At 69.7% G+C, this 16,888-nt stretch carries 20 protein-coding genes; 18 read left to right on the forward strand and 2 right to left on the reverse strand.

What is annotated here, in order from left to right; genetic code table 11:
- Nucleotides 1-68 precede the first annotated feature (68 nt).
- The 6 genes from ACETK8_RS07065 (at nucleotide 69) to ACETK8_RS07090 (ending at nucleotide 5,168) form a co-directional block, all read left to right on the forward strand.
- On the forward strand, nucleotides 69-1,163 hold the full coding sequence (locus tag ACETK8_RS07065) for an MBL fold metallo-hydrolase (protein ID WP_374038800.1): 1,095 nt from the start codon (nucleotides 69-71) through the stop codon (nucleotides 1,161-1,163).
- Nucleotides 1,160-1,927, forward strand: coding sequence for an enoyl-CoA hydratase (locus tag ACETK8_RS07070; RefSeq protein WP_374038801.1), 768 nt, complete (start codon nucleotides 1,160-1,162; stop codon nucleotides 1,925-1,927). The genes ACETK8_RS07065 and ACETK8_RS07070 overlap by 4 nt, the downstream gene beginning before the upstream one ends.
- 45 nt (nucleotides 1,928-1,972) lie before the next feature.
- Nucleotides 1,973-2,464 (forward strand): GNAT family N-acetyltransferase, encoded by a 492-nt coding sequence (locus tag ACETK8_RS07075; protein ID WP_374038802.1) that lies wholly within the window; start codon nucleotides 1,973-1,975, stop codon nucleotides 2,462-2,464.
- Between the two features lie 294 nt (nucleotides 2,465-2,758).
- Nucleotides 2,759-3,319: a DUF1285 domain-containing protein gene (locus ACETK8_RS07080; RefSeq protein WP_374038803.1), complete on the forward strand. Its 561-nt coding sequence runs from the start codon at nucleotides 2,759-2,761 to the stop codon at nucleotides 3,317-3,319.
- Nucleotides 3,316-3,981, forward strand: a complete 666-nt coding sequence (locus ACETK8_RS07085; RefSeq protein WP_374038804.1) for a CoA pyrophosphatase — start codon at nucleotides 3,316-3,318, stop codon at nucleotides 3,979-3,981. The genes ACETK8_RS07080 and ACETK8_RS07085 overlap by 4 nt, the downstream gene beginning before the upstream one ends.
- Nucleotides 3,978-5,168 carry a CCA tRNA nucleotidyltransferase gene (locus tag ACETK8_RS07090; RefSeq protein ID WP_374038805.1) on the forward strand — a complete coding sequence of 397 codons (1,191 nt, stop codon included), beginning with the start codon at nucleotides 3,978-3,980 and terminating at the stop codon, nucleotides 5,166-5,168. Before ACETK8_RS07085 ends, ACETK8_RS07090 begins: the two co-directional genes overlap by 4 nt.
- On the opposite strand, the gene ACETK8_RS07095 is transcribed toward ACETK8_RS07090, so the two are convergent.
- Nucleotides 5,146-6,096 (reverse strand): endonuclease/exonuclease/phosphatase family protein, encoded by a 951-nt coding sequence (locus ACETK8_RS07095; protein ID WP_374038806.1) that lies wholly within the window; start codon nucleotides 6,094-6,096, stop codon nucleotides 5,146-5,148. The two genes, ACETK8_RS07090 and ACETK8_RS07095, sit on opposite strands and share 23 nt — an antisense overlap.
- Nucleotides 6,097-6,162: 66 nt before the next feature.
- Between ACETK8_RS07095 and ACETK8_RS07100 the strand changes: the two genes are divergently transcribed.
- The 11 genes from ACETK8_RS07100 (at nucleotide 6,163) to ACETK8_RS07150 (ending at nucleotide 13,803) form a co-directional block, all read left to right on the forward strand.
- A complete protein-coding gene (locus ACETK8_RS07100) occupies nucleotides 6,163-6,624 on the forward strand; it encodes a DUF4112 domain-containing protein (protein WP_374038807.1) in 462 nt (153 codons plus the stop codon).
- 74 nt (nucleotides 6,625-6,698) lie between these two features.
- Nucleotides 6,699-7,256: a sigma-70 family RNA polymerase sigma factor gene (locus ACETK8_RS07105; protein WP_374038808.1), complete on the forward strand. Its 558-nt coding sequence runs from the start codon at nucleotides 6,699-6,701 to the stop codon at nucleotides 7,254-7,256.
- Nucleotides 7,253-7,975, forward strand: coding sequence for an anti-sigma factor (locus ACETK8_RS07110; protein ID WP_374038809.1), 723 nt, complete (start codon nucleotides 7,253-7,255; stop codon nucleotides 7,973-7,975). Before ACETK8_RS07105 ends, ACETK8_RS07110 begins: the two co-directional genes overlap by 4 nt.
- 277 nt (nucleotides 7,976-8,252) lie before the next feature.
- Nucleotides 8,253-9,701, forward strand: a complete 1,449-nt coding sequence (locus tag ACETK8_RS07115) for a DUF2793 domain-containing protein (protein ID WP_374038810.1) — start codon at nucleotides 8,253-8,255, stop codon at nucleotides 9,699-9,701.
- A 5-nt stretch (nucleotides 9,702-9,706) separates the two neighbouring features.
- Nucleotides 9,707-9,898 (forward strand): hypothetical protein, encoded by a 192-nt coding sequence (locus ACETK8_RS07120; RefSeq protein ID WP_374038811.1) that lies wholly within the window; start codon nucleotides 9,707-9,709, stop codon nucleotides 9,896-9,898.
- A complete protein-coding gene (locus tag ACETK8_RS07125) occupies nucleotides 9,891-10,157 on the forward strand; it encodes a hypothetical protein (protein WP_374038812.1) in 267 nt (88 codons plus the stop codon). The genes ACETK8_RS07120 and ACETK8_RS07125 overlap by 8 nt, the downstream gene beginning before the upstream one ends.
- Nucleotides 10,154-10,537 carry a M15 family metallopeptidase gene (locus ACETK8_RS07130; protein WP_374038813.1) on the forward strand — a complete coding sequence of 128 codons (384 nt, stop codon included), beginning with the start codon at nucleotides 10,154-10,156 and terminating at the stop codon, nucleotides 10,535-10,537. Before ACETK8_RS07125 ends, ACETK8_RS07130 begins: the two co-directional genes overlap by 4 nt.
- Complete coding sequence (locus tag ACETK8_RS07135) at nucleotides 10,534-10,977, forward strand: hypothetical protein (protein WP_374038814.1); 444 nt, start codon at nucleotides 10,534-10,536, stop codon at nucleotides 10,975-10,977. The genes ACETK8_RS07130 and ACETK8_RS07135 overlap by 4 nt, the downstream gene beginning before the upstream one ends.
- 613 nt (nucleotides 10,978-11,590) lie before the next feature.
- Nucleotides 11,591-12,424, forward strand: a complete 834-nt coding sequence (locus tag ACETK8_RS07140; protein WP_374038815.1) for a flagellin — start codon at nucleotides 11,591-11,593, stop codon at nucleotides 12,422-12,424.
- A 74-nt stretch (nucleotides 12,425-12,498) separates the two neighbouring features.
- On the forward strand, nucleotides 12,499-12,831 hold the full coding sequence (locus tag ACETK8_RS07145; protein WP_374038816.1) for a flagellar protein FlaG: 333 nt from the start codon (nucleotides 12,499-12,501) through the stop codon (nucleotides 12,829-12,831).
- A 138-nt stretch (nucleotides 12,832-12,969) separates the two neighbouring features.
- Nucleotides 12,970-13,803, forward strand: a complete 834-nt coding sequence (locus tag ACETK8_RS07150) for a flagellin (RefSeq protein WP_374038817.1) — start codon at nucleotides 12,970-12,972, stop codon at nucleotides 13,801-13,803.
- A 3-nt stretch (nucleotides 13,804-13,806) separates the two neighbouring features.
- Here ACETK8_RS07150 and ACETK8_RS07155 read toward each other — a convergent pair whose 3' ends face one another.
- Complete coding sequence (locus tag ACETK8_RS07155; RefSeq protein ID WP_374038818.1) at nucleotides 13,807-13,935, reverse strand: hypothetical protein; 129 nt, start codon at nucleotides 13,933-13,935, stop codon at nucleotides 13,807-13,809.
- Nucleotides 13,936-14,065: 130 nt separating this feature from the next.
- On the opposite strand from ACETK8_RS07155, the gene ACETK8_RS07160 reads away from it, so the two are divergent.
- Nucleotides 14,066-16,888 (forward strand): transcriptional regulator, encoded by a 2,823-nt coding sequence (locus ACETK8_RS07160; protein WP_374038819.1) that lies wholly within the window; start codon nucleotides 14,066-14,068, stop codon nucleotides 16,886-16,888.

Raw genomic sequence — 16,888 nt, forward strand, 5'->3', positions numbered from 1 at the left:
AAGGCCGGACGCTGGACGCGCACGCCGTCCCGCGCCTATGGTGACGCGCGTTGCATTTGGAGACGGACTTGGCCGACGGCGTCATCACCAGCGAGGGCGAGATCGAGCCCGGCGCGGACAGTCTGCGCGGCCTGACCTATCCGCTCGGCGCCCCTCCGGCTGCGGGCGAGGCGATCCAGGCGGCGCCCGGCGTCCTGTGGCTGCGCATGCCCCTGCCGATGCAGCTCAACCACATCAACTGCTACGCCATCGAGGATGGCGAGGGCTGGGCCGTCATCGACACCGGCATCCGCACGCCCGACTGCATCGCGGCATGGGAGGCGGCCCTGGCCGGCCCGCTGGGCGGAAAGCCCGTCACCCAGGTCATCTGCACCCACATGCACCCCGATCACATCGGTCTGGCCGGCTGGCTGTGCGAGCGGTTCGACGCGCCGCTTCTGATGACGCATCTGGAGTACGTCACCGGCCGGATGCTGGTTACGGACACCGGCCCGGCGCCCGAGAGCGGCGCGGTCTTCTGGAAGGCCTCCGGCTGGACCGAGGCGCAGGTCGAAAGCTACCGCACCGGCTACGGTCGCTTCACCAAGGGCGTCTGGGCCATGCCCATGACCTATCGGCGCATCCGGGAAGGCGACGTCCTGTCCATCGGCGGCGAGGACTGGACCGTCGTCGTCGGCAACGGCCACAGCCCGGAGCACGCCTGCCTGTGGCGGAAGTCCGATGACGTCTTCATCTCCGGCGACCAGATCCTGCCGCGCATTTCGTCCAACGTCTCCGTCTGGCCGACCGAGCCCCTGGCCGATCCGCTGGACGACTGGATGACCTCGCTGGACAGGCTCACCGCGCTCCTACCGGAAAACGCCTTCGTCCTGCCCGGCCACGGCGAGCCCTTCACCGGCGTCCTGCCGCGCCTGGAGGCGCTGAAGCGCGGCCATGCCGTCTCGCTGAAACGTCTGGAGCGGACCCTGCGCGAGCCCAAGCGGGCCGTCGACGTCTTCGCCTCCCTCTTTGCCCGCCCGGTCGGCGACGCCATCCTGGGCATGGCCACGGGCGAGGCTGTCGCCCACCTCAACTATCTGGCCGGTCAGGGCCGCGTGCGCCGCGAACGCGACGCCGACGGCGTGGACTGGTGGACCCTCAACGAACCGGAGCCCGCCGCATGAGCGATCCCATCCGCACCGATCTCGCCAACGGCGTTCTGACGGTCACCTTCGCCCGCGCGGACAAGAAGAACGCCATCACCCAGGCCATGTATTCGCTGCTGGCCGAGGCGACCAACCGCGCCCGCACCGATGACGCCGTCCGCGTCCTCTTGTTCAAGGCCGAGGGCGACAGCTTCTCGGCCGGCAACGACATCGCCGACTTCATTTCGATTGCCCAGTCCGGCGGCGGCCAGGTCACCGACGCCCCGGTCTTCCGCTTTCTCAAGTCGTTGGCGGACATGGACAAGCCGGTGGTCGCCGCCGTGCGCGGCCGGGCCGTGGGCATCGGCCTGACGCTCCTGCTTCATTGCGACATGGTGGTTGTGGCCGAGGACGCCCTTCTGTCCGCCCCCTTCATCAACCTGGCCCTGGCGCCGGAAGCCGCCTCGTCGCTCCTCCTGCCCATGACCATCGGCCATCAGCGCGCCTTCGAGATCTTCGCCCTGGGCGAGCCCATCGACGGCAAGACCGCCCTGGCCTGGGGCCTCGCCAGCCGGGCCGTGCCCTCGGCCGAGGTGGAAACGACCGCCGAGCGTCTCGCCGCCAAGCTCGCCGCCCGCGCGCCCAACTCGCTACGCAAGACCAAGCGGCTGATGCGCGACGCCGAACAGCTCTGGACCCTGATGCAGCGCGAGGGTCAGGCCTTCGGCTCCCAGATGACCAGCCCCGAGGCCATGGAGGCCTTCATGGCCTTCACCCAGAAGCGGGCCCCGAACTTCGGCTGAGCTTTGCCTTGATCCGGCCCCGCATTGGCCCTATCGGCCCGCGCCATGAGCGTCGCGCCCATCATCGCCACCAGCTTCCGGATCGTTCCGGAGACAGACGCCGACCGCGCTGAGGTCGACGCCCTGGTCATGGCCGCCTTCGGTCCGGGCCGGTTCGTCAAGACGGCCGAGCGCATCCGCGAGCACGCCCATATGTCCGCCGCCTTCGTGGCGCGGGAGGACGGCCGCCTGACCGGCTCGGTGCGGCTGTGGGCCGTCACGGTCGCGGGCCTCGACGCCCTCTTCCTCGGCCCCATCACGGTGGCCAAGGACGTCCGCAGCGGCGGCCTTGGCGCGGACCTCGTCGGCGCCTGCATCGGCGAGGCCCGGCAGCGGGGCGTCGCGGGCATCCTGCTGGTCGGCGACGCCGCCTACTTCCAGCGCTTTGGCTTCCAGCCCGCGCCGGACGTGACCCTGCCGGGGCCCGCCGACCCACGCAGGGTCCTGTGGTTGCCGATCACCAGCGCGGCGCCGTCGGGAAAGGCGCTCCCCGCGTAAGCACCCTGCTTTCGTCATCCTCCGGCAAGCCGCGACTTCGCGGCGCAGACCGGGGGACCCAGCGGCGCGCGAGAGCGCGAAACTGCCACGCACACTGTCGTTTCCGACATCCCGCCTGAACAGATCGCCTTCGGCGCCTCCCCCGGTCCGATCTTCGATCGGCCGGAGGATGACGATGCGTCCCCCGATCTCCGCTTCGCTCCTCCGGAGGATGACGAAAGGGAGGGGCGAACTCGCGTCTGGTGTTGGTGTTTCTTCTGGACCCCATATGCGCCGGGGTACACGGTGAACCGAATGACGAAGGAATCGAGCACAGGCCTCGCCGCCATCACCGCCGCCGCGAAACAGGCGCCGGGGCGCGGCCTGCCGCCGGTGCATCTGTGGCATCCCGAGCATTGCGGCGACATCGACATCGTCATCCGCCGCGACGGCGTCTGGATGCACGAGAACTCGCCCATCGGTCGGGCCGAGCTGGTGCGGCTGTTCTCCACCGTGCTGCGCAAGGACCCCGACGGCTATCACTTGGTCACGCCGGTCGAGAAGATGCGGATCGAGGTCGAGGACCTGCCGTTCCGCGCGGTCACCATGACCCGCGACGGCGACGACCTGGTCTTCACCACCGACGTCGGCGATCAGACCCGCGCCGGTCCCGACCACCCCATCACCGTCGAGACCGACACCGTGACCGGCGAGCCCGCCCCCCGCGTCCACGTCCGCGCGGATCTGGAGGCCCGCATCGTCCGCTCCGTCTTCTACGATCTGGTCGAGATGGCCGAGGAGCGGGACGGTCGGTTGCAGATCCAGTCTGGCGGCGTCTGGTTCCCGCTCGGCCCGCCCGGAGCCGGCGTCGAATGAGCCATCAGACCCTGAAGGACCGGCTGGCCGAAAAACTGGCGCCGGCGGACAGCTGGCATGCGGAGATGCGCGCTGTCCGCTCCGACTTCGACCTCAACCCCGGCATGACGCCCTGGGCCAAGGGGCCGCTGAAGCCCGCCGCCGTCCTGATCCCGATCATCGCCAATCCGAACGGCGCCTGCGTCCTCCTGACCCGCCGCGCCGACAGTCTGGCGCACCACACGGGTCAGGTCGCCTTCCCGGGCGGCCGGCTCGATCCCGGCGAGAACGCCGTCGATGCGGCGCTGCGCGAGGCGAGGGAAGAGGTCGATCTGGACCCCGCCGCCGTCACCGTCCTGGGCCTGTCCGACACCTATCAGACCGGCACCGGCTATCTGGTCACGCCGGTGATCGGCTGGATCGACGCCCTGCCGCCGCTGAAGGCCTCGCCCGACGAGGTGGCCGAGATCTTCCAGGCGCCGTGGGACTTCCTCATGGACCCGGCCAACCACACCCGCGACCATCTGGACGCGCCCGAGGGCGTCAAACGCTGGTTCTGGTCCATGACCTGGGGCGAGCAGTATATCTGGGGCGCGACCGCCGGGATCATCCGCGCCCTGCGCGCGCGCCTGTACGGCGACGAGCCGAACCTGCCCGCATCCGCCGCCGAGGATGCCGCGTGACCCGGCTGGAGAACCAACCCTGGCTGACGGCCCCCGCCACCGCCGCCGTCTTCGATGCGCTGGAGGCGGCGGGCGGCCTCGACTGCGCCCGCTTCGTCGGCGGCAGCGTCAGGAACGCCCTGGTCGGGCGACCGGTCGATGATTTCGACATCGCCACCCGGCTGAAGCCCGAGGACTCCATGGCCGCCCTGAAGGCCGCCGGGATCAAGGTCGTCCCGACCGGCCTCGCCCACGGCACGGTCACCGCCGTCTCCGAAAAGAAGCCCTATGAGGTCACGACGCTCCGCAAGGACGTGGAGACCGACGGCCGCCACGCCGTGGTCGCCTTCACCGACGACTGGGCCGAGGACGCGGCGCGGCGTGACTTCCGCCTCAACGCCCTCTACGCCGACCGCACCGGCGCCATCTTCGACCCGACGGGGCAGGGGGTGGATGACGCCCTGGCCGGTCGCGTCGTCTTCGTCGGCGATGCGAACACCCGGATCGAAGAGGACTACCTCCGTATCCTGCGCTTCTTCCGCTTCTTCGCCTGGTACGGCCGGGCCGAGCCCGACCCCGAGGGCCTCGCCGCCTGCGCCGCCCATGCCGAGGGCCTGACCCGGCTGTCCGCCGAACGGGTGTCCAAGGAACTGCTGAAACTGCTGGCCGCCCCCGACCCGCGCCCGTCCGTCCATGCGATGGCCGACGCCGGCGTCCTGACCCGCCTCTTCCCCGCCGTCGCCGACCTGACCGCCTTCGACGCGATCGCTCAGGCGAGCGACGATCCGGTCCTGCGCCTCTCCGCCCTGTTGCCCGACGACCCGGCCGCAGTCGCCGGGATCGCTCAAGGCCTGCGTCTGCCCAAGGTCATGGAGGTCCGTCTTGTCGCCGCCGCCTATGGGCCGCTTGATCCGGCGACGGATGCGAAGACCCTCCGCGCCCTGACCTACCGCCTCGGCAAACAGGCCGTCTCAGACCGTAGCCAGCGAGGCGCGGCGCTGTCGGGCGACGCCGCGCCCGCCCTGGCCCTGATCGAGGACTGGCCCGTCCCCCGCATGCCCGTCGGCGGTCATGATCTGGCGAAACTCGGCCTCGACCCCGGCCCCGAGCACGGCCGAATCCTGAAGGCCTTCGAGGCCGAGTGGATCGCCGAGGACTTCCCCACGGACGGTCACGCCGAACGGCTCAGGCGTCTGGCGCGGCCCTGACGAAACGGGTGATGACCGGCAGGTGGTCCGATCCCGTCGGCTCGCCCAGACGCCGCTCCACCAGGGCGAGGTCCGGCGTCCGGTAGACCTGGTCGATGGTGATGCCCGCGATGGCCGGCAGGCGGGTGGGCCAGGTCCCCGGCCAGCCCGGCGCGGGGATCAGGCCGCCGTCGGTCTTGATGATCTTGCCGATCCGGGCGCTGGAGACGCTGTTGAAGTCCCCCGCCGCGATCACAGGCCCCTCGACCGACCGCGCCCACTCCGAAAGGCCGTTCGCCTGGCGGATCTGCTCCCACTGGATCTGATAGGGCCAGGGCCGCGTCATATGCACCCCGGCGATGGTCACCGGGCCCAGCGGGGTTTCCGCCACCGCCCCCACGACCGACAGCACCGGAACCCTCAGTTCGATGTCGCGCAACGGACGGCGCGAGGCGATCAGTGACTGACGTCCGCCGTCGGAGTTGAACACCCGGTGCGGATAGCCGGCCAGGACGGTGTCGATCGCGTCCCTCACCTCAGGCCCGACCTCGACCAGCACGACCACATCGGCGTCGGATGCGGCGACCGAGGCGGCGACGGCCTCGACGTCGTCGTTCCGCACCAGAAGGTTGGCCGAATACAGGGTGAAGCCCAGCGAACCCGTCTCGGGCTCCCCGCGCGGCGTCGCCCACTGCTGCGATCCCGACGCCAGCACCGCCAGACAGACCACGACGGCCCAGATCAGCACGCCCCGCACCCGCAACAGGGCCGCCGCCGTCAGCCCCGTGAAGGCTGCGATCAGCGCCGGGCCGGTGAACTGCGCCAGGATGTCGACCCACCGATGCCCGATCCCGCTCAGCCCCGCGACGGCGATGCCGAACGGCGCCAGAAGCGCCAGCGCGACGAGCACGGCCGCGATCAGTCGGACAGGTGAGATTCTGTCAGGCACGAAGACTTGCCATCCTTGGTGAACGCGGGTCGATATGGCGCGTTGAGCCGTCGCCTGGAGAGCGAAATGCCAAAACGGACCATCGGGGATATCGAGAAGATCTGGTCCAATGTCGAGGGCGTCAAGAAGCTCTCCGACCGGGCCATCGGCTTGGGGCCGTTCGGCATCGGCATGGACGGTCTGCTGACCTGGATCCCGGTCGTGGGCACCGTCTATTCGGTGGGGGCGGGCGGCTGGCTGCTGATGCAGGCGGTGCGCGCCAAGGCGTCTCCCGCCACCATCGCCCGCATGGTCGGCTATCTCGGCGTCGATGTCGCGACGGGCGAGGTGCCGGTGGCCGGCGACGTGGTCGACTTCTTCTTCCCTGGCCACCTGATGGCGGCCAAGGCGCTGCAGAAGGACATCGAAAGCACCCACTGGGTCGAGGACAACGAACGAAACGCCCGCGCCTCCGGCGATCACGAGCGGCACGTCGCGACGATGAAGTCCGATCCCAAGAAGCGACGGATTGTCTACCTGCACGACTGAAGCGTCTGTTTCGCTTGACGGATCGGTTCGGCCCACGCCTAGTTCGGTGATCGAGACTGGCCCGGACGGACTGAATGACGCCCATGCTGACGCGAGACGAGCTGGCCCTGGCGCTCGGCCAGGCCGGGGCAGGGGACCGCGCCGCCTTCAAGACCGTCTATGATGCGACCTCCGCGAAACTGTTGGGCGTATGCCTGCGTATCTTGGCTGACCGCCAGTTGGCCGAGGACGTCTTGCAGGACACCTATCTCACAGTCTGGAGGAAGGCCTCGACCTTCGATCCCTCGCGCGCCAGCCCGATCACCTGGCTGGTGACCATCGCGCGCAACCGTTCGATCGACCGCCTGCGCTCGGGCGCCCCGATGCGCAAGACGACGCCGGTCGAGGATGCCTACGGCCTGGCCGACGCCGCCCCTCTGGCTTCGGACGTGGTCGAGACGACCGACGAGGTGGGCCGTCTGAACGCCTGTCTCGACACCCTGGAGGAAAAGGTCCGCGGCGTGATCCGCACCGCCTTCATGGAGGGGGTGACCTATGACGCCCTGGCGACGCGCGAGAACGTGCCGCTGGGCACGATGAAAAGTTGGATCCGGCGGGGGTTGCTGCGGCTGAGGAGCTGCCTCGAAACATGACCGACACCATCCGCCCCGAAGACGAAGACCGGGTTCTGGCCGGCGAACTGGCCCTGCGCGTCCTGTCGCCCGAGGAAGAACGCGCCGCCCGCGCCCGCGAGGCCTCCGACCCGGCTTTCGCCGCAGAGGTCGAGGTCTGGAACGAGCATCTGGCCGGCTTCATCGCCGAGATCCCGGGCGTCGAGCCGTCGCCCCGCGTCTGGCCCCGCGTCGAGGCCGCCATCTCTCCGGCCGCCAACGACAACCGCGCCAACTTCTGGCGCATGTGGGCGCTGGGCTCGACCGGCCTCCTGGCCGCCAGCCTCGTGGCCGTCGCCGTCCTGATCGCCCGTCCTGCGCCTGCGCCCATCGTCGAACAGGCTCCGGCCGGGGGCGTGACCCGCGTGGCCACCCTGTCCATGATGGACAGCGGAACCCCGGTCGTGGCCCTGGCCTACGACAGCATGACGGGCAAGCTGTTCGTCGCCCCCATGGGCCAGATGGCGACCGGCCAGGCCGTGCCTCACCTCTGGCTCGTCAAGCCGAACGAGGCGGGGGTCCAGTTGATCGGCGCCATCGACGGCTCGGCCGCCTCGCATCACCAGCTGAACGCGGTCCTGGCCTCCGCCGCCGGTCAGGCGGTCGCGGTCGCCATCTCCATGGAGGCGCCGGGCCATACCCCAGCCGCCGACAAGCCCGACGGCCCGGTCGTCGCGGCCGGTGAACTTCAGGCGCTTTAAGAGCGCATCCGACCCGGCGCGGGCATCGTAGTTTCTGCGATCGGGTCGTATCGGCGCCGTTCGCGGCGCTGTGGGTCCTGACAGCCGCGATCCGGTCAGCGGGGAGGCCACCCAGCCCTTCCATCGGCCTCCCCGCACCCCCGTTTTCGGGCCCGAGTTGGCAAAGGATCGACCCAGGACCCCAATGAATTCAAAGGTCCGAACTTTTAAGAGCCTTTGAACGGGCGCCCCCTTCCGGCGCCCCCAGACTGATCTCCGCATTCCAACGGAGATCGACATGCTCTCGAACCACAGCGCGCGGCTGGAGCTGCCCTACCTCGCGGCGGGCCAGCTTCAGAAACACGTCACCCTCAACCAGGCCCTGACGCGGCTGGACGCCCTGGCCCAGACGGCGGTGGTCAGCCGCAGCCTCGCGGCACAGCCCGCCGACCCCGACGACGGCGACCTCTACATCCTGCCCGCCGCCCCGACCGGCGCCGTCTGGTCCGGCTGGTCCGAGGGCGATCTGGTCCGCGCCGAACTGGGCGGCTGGACCCGCGTCCCGGCGCCGGAAGGGACCCTGGCCGTGGTGCTGGACGAAGGCGGTCTGGTCGTGCGCGGTGACGACGGCTGGACCCCGTTCCCGACCCGGCTCCAGTCCCTGACGCGTCTCGGCCTCGCCACCGAGGCCGACGCCGACAACCCCTTCGCCGCCAAGCTGAACAAGGCGCTCTGGACGGCCCTGTCGGCCGGAGAGGGCGGCGACGGCGGCCTTCGCTTCACCTTCAACAAGTCCGGCGCCTCCGACGTCCTCTCCCTGCTGTTCCAGAGCGGCTACGGCGGCCGGGCCGAGCTGGGCCTGATCGGCGACGACGACCTGACGCTGAAGGTCAGCCCCGACGGCGCGATCTGGCGACAGGCGCTACGGATCGACCGCGACGACGCCCGTATCTGGTTCGACCAGGGCGCGGCCCGCGCCGAGACCGTCCGCCTGACGGCCAGCGGCGACTTCACCCCGCCCGACTGGGCCCGCCTTCTGATCGTCACCGCCATCGGCGGTGGCGGCGGCGGCGGGGCCGGGGCCTTCGGATCCAGCGGGGTGCGTCCCGGCGGCGGGGGCGGCGGCGGCGGCGGCCTGTCCCGCGTCGTCTGGCGCGTCGAGGACCTGCCTGGTGACCTGACCGTCTCCATCGGCGCGGGCGGCGCCTCCGGCGCGGCGGGCGGCGACACGGTCGTCGCCGCGTCCGGTGCGACCCTTCTGACAGCGCGCGGCGGCCAGCCGGGCGCCAACGGCTCGGCGGGCGGGGCAGGGGGCTCGGCCGGTCCCGGCCTGGACGGCGGCAATCCCGGCGGCGCGACCTCCACCACGACCACGGCCGAGACGGGCCGCAGCCTGACCAGTCCGGGCGCGCCCGGCGGCGGGGGCGGCGGCGGCGGTCTGGACGCGAGCGGCACGGCGCGAGCGGGCGGTCCCGGCGGCTCCGGCGGGGCGCTCGCCGCTCCGGCCGCGGGAGGCCTCGGCGGCGTCTCGGCCGCCGGATCGGCCGGTTCGGCTCCGGCCTCCCTCGTCTCCGACGCCGGGGGTGGAGGCGGCGGCGCGGGCGCGGTCACGTCCGGAGCCGGACCCGGCGGCGGCGCGGCCGGTCCGCGCGGCGCGGGCGGCGGCGGAGGCGCGGCGGGCGTCACGTCCGGGGGCTTGGGCGGCGCCGGTTCGGCCGGGATCGTCGTCATCCTGATCCAGGGCTGAGGCCGATGCTGCGCCTTTCCGACGATCCCTTCTTCACCGACCCGCCCTTCATCGGCGCCGGCCCGATGCTGGACCTCGACGCGGTCGACGACGGCCTGCCGCCCGATCGCCTGTCCCGCGACGAAGGCCGCGCCGCCGCCGGGCCCGACTGGTCCTGGACCCACCTTCCTTCCGACGAGGAGCCCGACAATGATTGATCCCCATCAACAGACCCCGCCGCTGGCCGAGGCCCAGTGGCTGTGGCGTCGCCTCTATGTCTTCGCCGCCAGCTTCGCCCTGTGGCGCTCCCTGTCCGAGGTCGTGGACCGCACCGAGCCCCGCGCCCTCCCGGCCGTGGCGTCCGGCCTCATGTCCCTGCTGGCCCTGACGCTGGTCCTCTATCTGGTCGCCCCGACGGCCCAGCAACTGGTCGCCCTCCTGGCCGATCTGCGTCTGCGACTGGGAGGCGCGAAATGAGCTTTCGTCTCTCGACCCGCTCGCGCGCCCGGCTTCAGGGCGTCCATCCGGCCCTGGTCGGCGTGATCGAGGCCGCCATCCTGACCACCCCCGTCGACTTCATGGTGACGGAAGGCCTCCGCACACCCCAACGGCAAGCGTCCCTCGTCCGCGCGGGCGCCAGCCGGACCCTGAACTCCCGCCACCTGACCGGCCACGCGGTCGACATCGCCGCCCTGGTGGACGGAGCCATCCGCTGGGACTGGCCGCTCTATCCCCGCATCGCCGAGGCCATCAAGGCGGCGGCGAAAGCCAGAGGCGTGGCCCTGATCTGGGGCGGCGACTGGCCTCGTCTGCGCGACGGCCCGCATTTCGAGCTGGATCGGAAGGTCTATCCATGACCCCGCCGTCCTTCCGCACCCTGGCGCCGCTCGGCCGGCTCGCGGTCGCCGTCGCCGCCCTCGCGACGACAGCGGTCGTGCTCGGCGGTCTCGGCTTCCGCTGGGACCCGTTCGACCTCGCCCGTCGCCGCGCCGACCGCGCCGAACAGGTCGCGGCCTCCGCTACCGCCCAGGCCGCCGCCCGCTCCGCCGAGGCGCAAGGCCAGGCCGGTCAGGTCGTCCGCCTCGACGCCGCCCATCAGTCCGCCGTGGCCCGCGAACGCGCCACCGCCCAATCCATCCAGATCGCGAGAACCGCCGATGACGCCTCAACGCCTCTCACTCCCGACCGCGCTGATCGCCTGCGCGACCATGACCGCGAGCTGTGCCGCCTCGCCCCCGATCTCCTCGGTTGTTCCGCCGCGCCTGACCCTGCCGGCCCTGGCCACCCGACCGTGTGAGCTTCACCGCCTGCCGTCATCGCCCACGCTCGGCGATCTGGAGACCAGCTACATGACGCGGGGCCGCCAGATCGCCGACTGCGACGCCGCCCGACGGCTGGCGGTCGAGACCCTGCTCGCCGAGCGCCGGGCTGGGGAGGCGGCTCGGAAGTGACCGTGGCTCATCTCCACCCGTGCACCCCGGCGAAGGCTGGGGTCCAGATGGAGGACCCCGCCGCTCCGATCGGAACGAACCGGTGCGCCAGCCCGGCTGCCTGAATGTGATCTGGACCCCAGCCTTCGCTGGGGTGCACGGAGGATGGGACAGGCAGCCCGGAGGAAACGACCCCATTCGTCCGTTTCGTCCATTTCGTCCGCTGTTTTTCGTCCGGACGAAGCGGACGACCCGGCAAAACCTGCCGGGCGGTCGGCATTTCCTGCCGCCTCGCGTCCAAAGCGGCAAATCCTGCCGGGCCAAGAGCGTGGTTAAGGCAAGGTAACGTCGTAAAAACAACGACTTGGCTTCATGTCAAAATAACGACGGTTGGCCCGCTCGTTGCTTCTGAGGTCCCCGAGCAAAATGCTCCCGGCTGTCAAAATGACGCCCGGAACCTTGAAAATAAGGACTTTCGTCATGGCGCTGAACAGCGTGAACACGAACTCGGGCGCTCTGGTCGCCCTGCAGAACCTCCAAGCCACGAACAAGGAACTGGACACCGTCCAGAACCGCGTCAACACGGGCAAGAAGGTCAACAACGCCAAGGACAACGGCGCCATCTGGGCTATCGCCCAGGGCCAGCGCGGTGAGATCTCGGCGATGAACGCCGTCAAGGACAGCCTGGATCGCGGCTCTTCGGCCGTCGACGTGGGCATTGCCGCCGGCGAATCGGTTTCCGACCTGCTGATCCAGCTGAAGGAAAAGGCCCTGGCCGCGACTGACAAGTCGCTGTCGACGGCTTCGCGCAAGGCTCTGAACGAAGACTTCAAGGCCATCCGCGACCAGATCACCACGGTGGTCACGAACGCCAAGTTCAACGGCGTCAACATGCTGGACAACTCGACCGGCACCAATGGTTACAAGGCTCTGTCGAACACCTCGGGCTCCACCATCAAGGTTGCGGGTGAAAACCTGTCGCTGGGCGGAACCAACGTGACCGTCACGGCCACGATGACCATCGGCACCTCCACCCTGGCTTCGACGGCTCTGACCGCCGTCAACGCCTCCATCGACAACGTGTCGTCCGCCCTGGCTCGCCTGGGCACCGGCGCCAAGTCGCTGGACACGCTCCGCACCTTCGTCGGCAAGCTTTCCGACGCTCTGGAAAACGGCGTGGGCAACCTGGTCGATGCGGACCTGGCCAAGGAAAGCGCGCGACTGCAGTCGCTGCAAACCAAGCAACAGCTGGGTGTGCAGGCTCTGTCGATCGCCAACTCCTCGACCTCGATCCTGCTGGGCCTGTTCCGATAATCTAATGGAAGGGCGGGGCAAAAGGCCCCGCCCGACCGTTCCCAGGGGCGCCGAAGAAGCCGGCGTGTGGAGCCATGGACACCAATGCAAAACCAGTAAGCGTAAACGTCGTCCCGATCGCGCCCGTTCAGGCCGTGGTCGAACCGGCCGTCGCCGTTCCGCCTGTCGCGGTCTCGGTCGATACGGGCCGGGCGTCGGACCGGCGCAACCAGTCGCAGCAACGGGCCGACGACAACGCCCGCTACCGTCTGGTCATCGAGGAAGGCCCCACCCAGGGGAGCTTCGTCTACAAGACCCTGGACAGCTCGACCGGCGAGATCATTCGCCAGTTCCCTCGGGAACAGGTTCTGCGGATGGCTGAAAGCGGAGGCTATTCGGCCGGGGGACTGATCGACACCAGCGCCTGATTTTTCAGACGCAGGACTGGTTTCTGGAACCGCTCGGGCCCGCCCGACGCGGTTAATCGTCGTGGTTTACCGGCGTTAACCATACGGGAACTGTTGCAGACATAGCTTCGCGGCGAACATCCCGGGGCTAGAAGACCTATGACGAACAGCGTTCACACCAATGCCGCCGCCGCCGTCGCGCTGCAGAACCTGGCTCGCACCAATGAAAATCTGACCGGGGTCCAGAACCGCGTCTCCACGGGCCTGAAGGTCCAGGGGGCCAAGGACAACGCCGCCGTCTGGGCCATCGCCCAGGGCCAGCGCGCCGACCTGGGCGCGCTTTCCGCCGTCAAACAGAGCCTGGACCGGGCCACCTCGATCGCCGACGTGGCGCTCGCCGCCGGCGAATCGATCTCCGACCTCCTGAATCAGCTCAAGGAAAAGGTCGTCGCCGCCAAGGACATCTCCCTGAAGACCCAGTCGCGCCAGCTGCTGGACGCCGACTTCAAGGCCCTGCTGCGCGCGATCAAATCGGCCGTGGACAACGCGTCCTTCGACGGCGGCAACATCCTGAACGGCTCCCTGACCAACGGTCTGAAGTTCCTGGCCAACGCCGGGGCGACCCAGTTCGTGACCCTGTCGGGCAAGAACCTGTCGCTCTCGGGCTCGATCATCTCGCTGGGTCTCAGTGACAGCCTGTTGACGGTGACGGGCTCGACCACGGCCCTGACCAAGCTGGACGCCTCGATCACCAACCTGAACAAGGCGCTGGGCGACATCGGCGCTCAGGCCAAGCAGATCACGGCCCACAACAGCTTCGTGTCCAAGCTGTCGGATACGGTCGAATCGGGGATCGGCAACCTGGTCGATGCCGACCTGGCCAAGGAAAGCGCCCGACTACAGGCCTTGCAGGTGCAGCAGCAGCTCGGGGCTCAGGCTCTGTCGATCGCCAACCAGGCGCCGCAGATCATCCTCAGCCTCTTCCAGGGCTAAGCGTCAGAAGCGGCTGATGCTGTGCTGGCGTCCGATCAGGACGGGGGCAGGGCGGCGGCGCTGAAGGTGTGATCGGTCGCCGAACCCGTACAGGGCCAGAAGGGACTGAATAAGCGACTTCGGGAAGATCATGGCCTCGCTCCTGTCTGGACGAGAGCAGAACACGATTCGCATTCCATCGTTCCCTACGCGGACGTTAATCTCTGTGGGCCGTTAATCTGGCGTTGAGCCAGACGCCGTACAGTCCCGCCTGGAGGACTGTGTGGCCGCGATCAACAACAGCTATCTTCTGGGTCTGTACGGCGGGTCATACGACGCCTCGACCTCGGCTGCCCTGAACGCGCTCACCAAGAAGAAGGCCCAGCCGACCGCGCCCTGGTCCACGGCGGCCCAGGCGACCGCGCCCAAGCCCGACGCCCTGGTGCGTGCGGCGCTCGGTGGTCGCGCCTTCATCAACGAGGACGCGGCCAAGCTCGACGTCGCCGGCGCCTCTGCCGACTACAAGAAGCTGTTCGCCCTCTACCAGGGGCTGGAGACGCTGAACGCCCTGGCCAACCGCGCCTCGACCAAGGGCCTGACCTCCACCGACCTGGCCCTGACGCAGAAGCGCTTCGCCTCGGGCCTGGCGGAGATCAGCACCTATCTGGGCAAGGCCGATTTCGACGCCCTCCGCATGGTCCAGGGCACCTCGTCGATGACGTCCAAGACCACGGCCGCCGTCCCGCGCGACAGCGCCAACTCCATCACCGGCCCGATCCACGAAGGCTCGCTGGACACGCCGGTCGCGGCCTTCGAGGGCGAGACCAAGTTCAACATCACCATCCGGGTCCCGGTCGGCATCAGCGGCTCCCAGACGACGGCCGTGCCGATCGACCTCAGCGAGATGGGATCCGATCCCCGGACGATGGACAACGTCCTCTCCTACATCAACGGCAAGCTGGAGGACGCGGGCTTCCAGACCCGCATCGGCCGCGACCAGATCAAGTCCACGCCCCAGACGGTTCAGGTGAACGGCAAGCCCGTGACCCTGCCGGCCGGTCCCGACCGCTGGGCCCTGGCCATTCGCGGCACCTCGACCGAGACCGTCGGCTTCACCGTCTCGGAGAAGTCGGACGCCGTCTATGTGATCCAGTCGGCGGGCGTTCCGGCCACCACGACGACCACGACCGTCAACGGGGTGACCACCACCAAGACCACGGCCCCGTCGACCCTCACCAACCAGATCCTGAAGTTCCAGAGCGACGGCGGCACGGCGGCCGAGCCCACCGGCGGCAACGTCGGCGAGACCCAGTGGGTCGATGGCCGTCTGTCGCAGGAGAAGCTGCCCGAGGGCGTTTCCGCCATCCGCGCCAGCGCGGTCGGGCCGGACGGCTCCCTCTGGGTCGTCGGCGACGTGACCACGGGCGGCGGCAACCAGCCGATCAAGGGCGTCCAGGACGTCGCCCTGATGAAGTACGATTCCGCCGGACGCCTGGTCGCGACCCGAACGCTCGGCGCCGCCTCGACCGCCAGCGGCTACGCCATCGCCATCGACCAGAACGGCGACGTCGCCGTGGCCGGCTCGGTGACGGGCGCGCTCGGCACATCGACCACCGACGCTGGCAAGACCGGAGAGGTCGCCAACGTCGCCGACAGCTTCGTGACCGTCTTCAACAAGGATGGCGAGGAGCTCTGGACCCAGCGTCGCGGCGCCCGCGCCGAGGACGAAGCGACCAGCGTCACCTTCGGTACGGACGGGCTCGTCTATGTCGGCGGTCGCGCCAAGTCCGCCTTGACGGGCTCCGCCTCCATCGGCGGCTGGGACGGCTACGTCCAGGCCTTCAAGGCGGGCGAGCCCTATCCGACCGCCGGCATCATGGCCAAGGCGGTGGGCCAGACCCAGTTCGGCACCGGCGCGGACGACAGCGTCGACGCCATCACCATCGACGGCTCCAACCTCTATACGGCGGGCGTCGAGGACGGCCGAGCCGTGGTGCGCCGCTTCACCCTGGACGTCGCCGGCGTTCCGACCCTGGCCTCGACCCGCGACCTCGGACCGATCTCGGGCGACATCGCCGGCCTCGCCGTCTCGAACGGCAAGGTCATCCTGACGGGGACCAGCCGCGACAGCGGTCTGTCGGCCGGGACGGCGAACAACGCCCATTCGGGCGGCAAGGACGTCTTCGTCGCCTCCCTGTCCACCGACCTGACGGCCTCCGGAACCGATCGCCTGACCTGGTACGGCGGCGAGGGCGACGACACGGCCGCCGATGTGAAGGTCCACGACGGCAAGGTCTGGATCACCGGCATCGCCAACCGCGATCCCGGCGCGCTCGCGACCGGCCCGACCCAGGCCTATCTGACCCGGCTCGATCCCACGACCGGCGCCGTCGAATACACCCGCACCTGGTCCGGCGACGGCGATCAGGCCAAGCCCATGACCCTGGCCGTCGCCTCGGGCGGCGCCAGCGTTCTGGACCGTCTGGGCCTGCCCCAGGGCGAGATCGACCAGTCGGATTCCAAGCGGCTGATCGACGCCACCTCGCTGCGCGTCGGCGATCGCTTCTACATCTCGCCCGCCAACGGCGGTCGCGCCCAGGCGGTGACCATCGAGGCCAAGGACACCCTGGCCACCCTGGCCCGCAAGATCAGCGTCGCCTCGGGCGGCAAGCTGAAGGCCACCGTCGCCTCCGAAGGCGGCGCCGTGACCGGCAAGGACGGCGAGACCACCACCACGACCGGCGGGCTCCAGCGCCTGTCGATCACGGCCAAGGACGGCAAGACCGGCGCGATCATCACTTCCGGCGAGACGGGCAGGGACGCGCTTCTGGGGCTGGGTCTCTCGGCCGGCTACGTCGGCATGGCCTCGGCCGACACCTCGGTGAAGACATTCGGCCTGGGCCTGCCAAGCAACCTGACACTCAACAGCGCCGCCGCCATCACCGAGGCGGGCGAGAAGATCCAGGGCGCCCTGAAGGCGATCCGCGACGCCTATCGCGGCCTTCTGCCCGAGGACAAGACGGCCTCGGCCTCCGGCCCCGTGCCCGCCTATCTGACCAACCAGCTCGCCAACTACCAGGCCGCGCTCGCCCGTCTGACCGGATAA

Source organism: Brevundimonas staleyi (assembly GCF_041893865.1).
Lineage (GTDB): Bacteria > Pseudomonadota > Alphaproteobacteria > Caulobacterales > Caulobacteraceae > Brevundimonas > Brevundimonas staleyi.

Bases quoted from the DNA above. Each gene is read 5' to 3' on its own strand.
- ACETK8_RS07070 (WP_374038801.1), top strand. From the start codon at position 1,160: ATGAGCGATCCCATCCGCACCGATCTCGCCAACGGCGTTCTGACGGTC.
- ACETK8_RS07075 (WP_374038802.1), top strand. From the start codon at position 1,973: ATGAGCGTCGCGCCCATCATCGCCACCAGCTTCCGGATCGTTCCGGAG.
- ACETK8_RS07080 (WP_374038803.1), top strand. From the start codon at position 2,759: ATGACGAAGGAATCGAGCACAGGCCTCGCCGCCATCACCGCCGCCGCG.
- ACETK8_RS07085 (WP_374038804.1), top strand. From the start codon at position 3,316: ATGAGCCATCAGACCCTGAAGGACCGGCTGGCCGAAAAACTGGCGCCG.
- ACETK8_RS07100 (WP_374038807.1), top strand. From the start codon at position 6,163: ATGCCAAAACGGACCATCGGGGATATCGAGAAGATCTGGTCCAATGTC.
- ACETK8_RS07105 (WP_374038808.1), top strand. From the start codon at position 6,699: ATGACGCCCATGCTGACGCGAGACGAGCTGGCCCTGGCGCTCGGCCAG.
- ACETK8_RS07110 (WP_374038809.1), top strand. From the start codon at position 7,253: ATGACCGACACCATCCGCCCCGAAGACGAAGACCGGGTTCTGGCCGGC.
- ACETK8_RS07115 (WP_374038810.1), top strand. From the start codon at position 8,253: ATGCTCTCGAACCACAGCGCGCGGCTGGAGCTGCCCTACCTCGCGGCG.
- ACETK8_RS07120 (WP_374038811.1), top strand. From the start codon at position 9,707: ATGCTGCGCCTTTCCGACGATCCCTTCTTCACCGACCCGCCCTTCATC.
- ACETK8_RS07125 (WP_374038812.1), top strand. From the start codon at position 9,891: ATGATTGATCCCCATCAACAGACCCCGCCGCTGGCCGAGGCCCAGTGG.
- ACETK8_RS07130 (WP_374038813.1), top strand. From the start codon at position 10,154: ATGAGCTTTCGTCTCTCGACCCGCTCGCGCGCCCGGCTTCAGGGCGTC.
- ACETK8_RS07135 (WP_374038814.1), top strand. From the start codon at position 10,534: ATGACCCCGCCGTCCTTCCGCACCCTGGCGCCGCTCGGCCGGCTCGCG.
- ACETK8_RS07140 (WP_374038815.1), top strand. From the start codon at position 11,591: ATGGCGCTGAACAGCGTGAACACGAACTCGGGCGCTCTGGTCGCCCTG.
- ACETK8_RS07145 (WP_374038816.1), top strand. From the start codon at position 12,499: ATGGACACCAATGCAAAACCAGTAAGCGTAAACGTCGTCCCGATCGCG.
- ACETK8_RS07150 (WP_374038817.1), top strand. From the start codon at position 12,970: ATGACGAACAGCGTTCACACCAATGCCGCCGCCGCCGTCGCGCTGCAG.
- ACETK8_RS07155 (WP_374038818.1), bottom strand. From the start codon at position 13,935: ATGATCTTCCCGAAGTCGCTTATTCAGTCCCTTCTGGCCCTGTACGGG.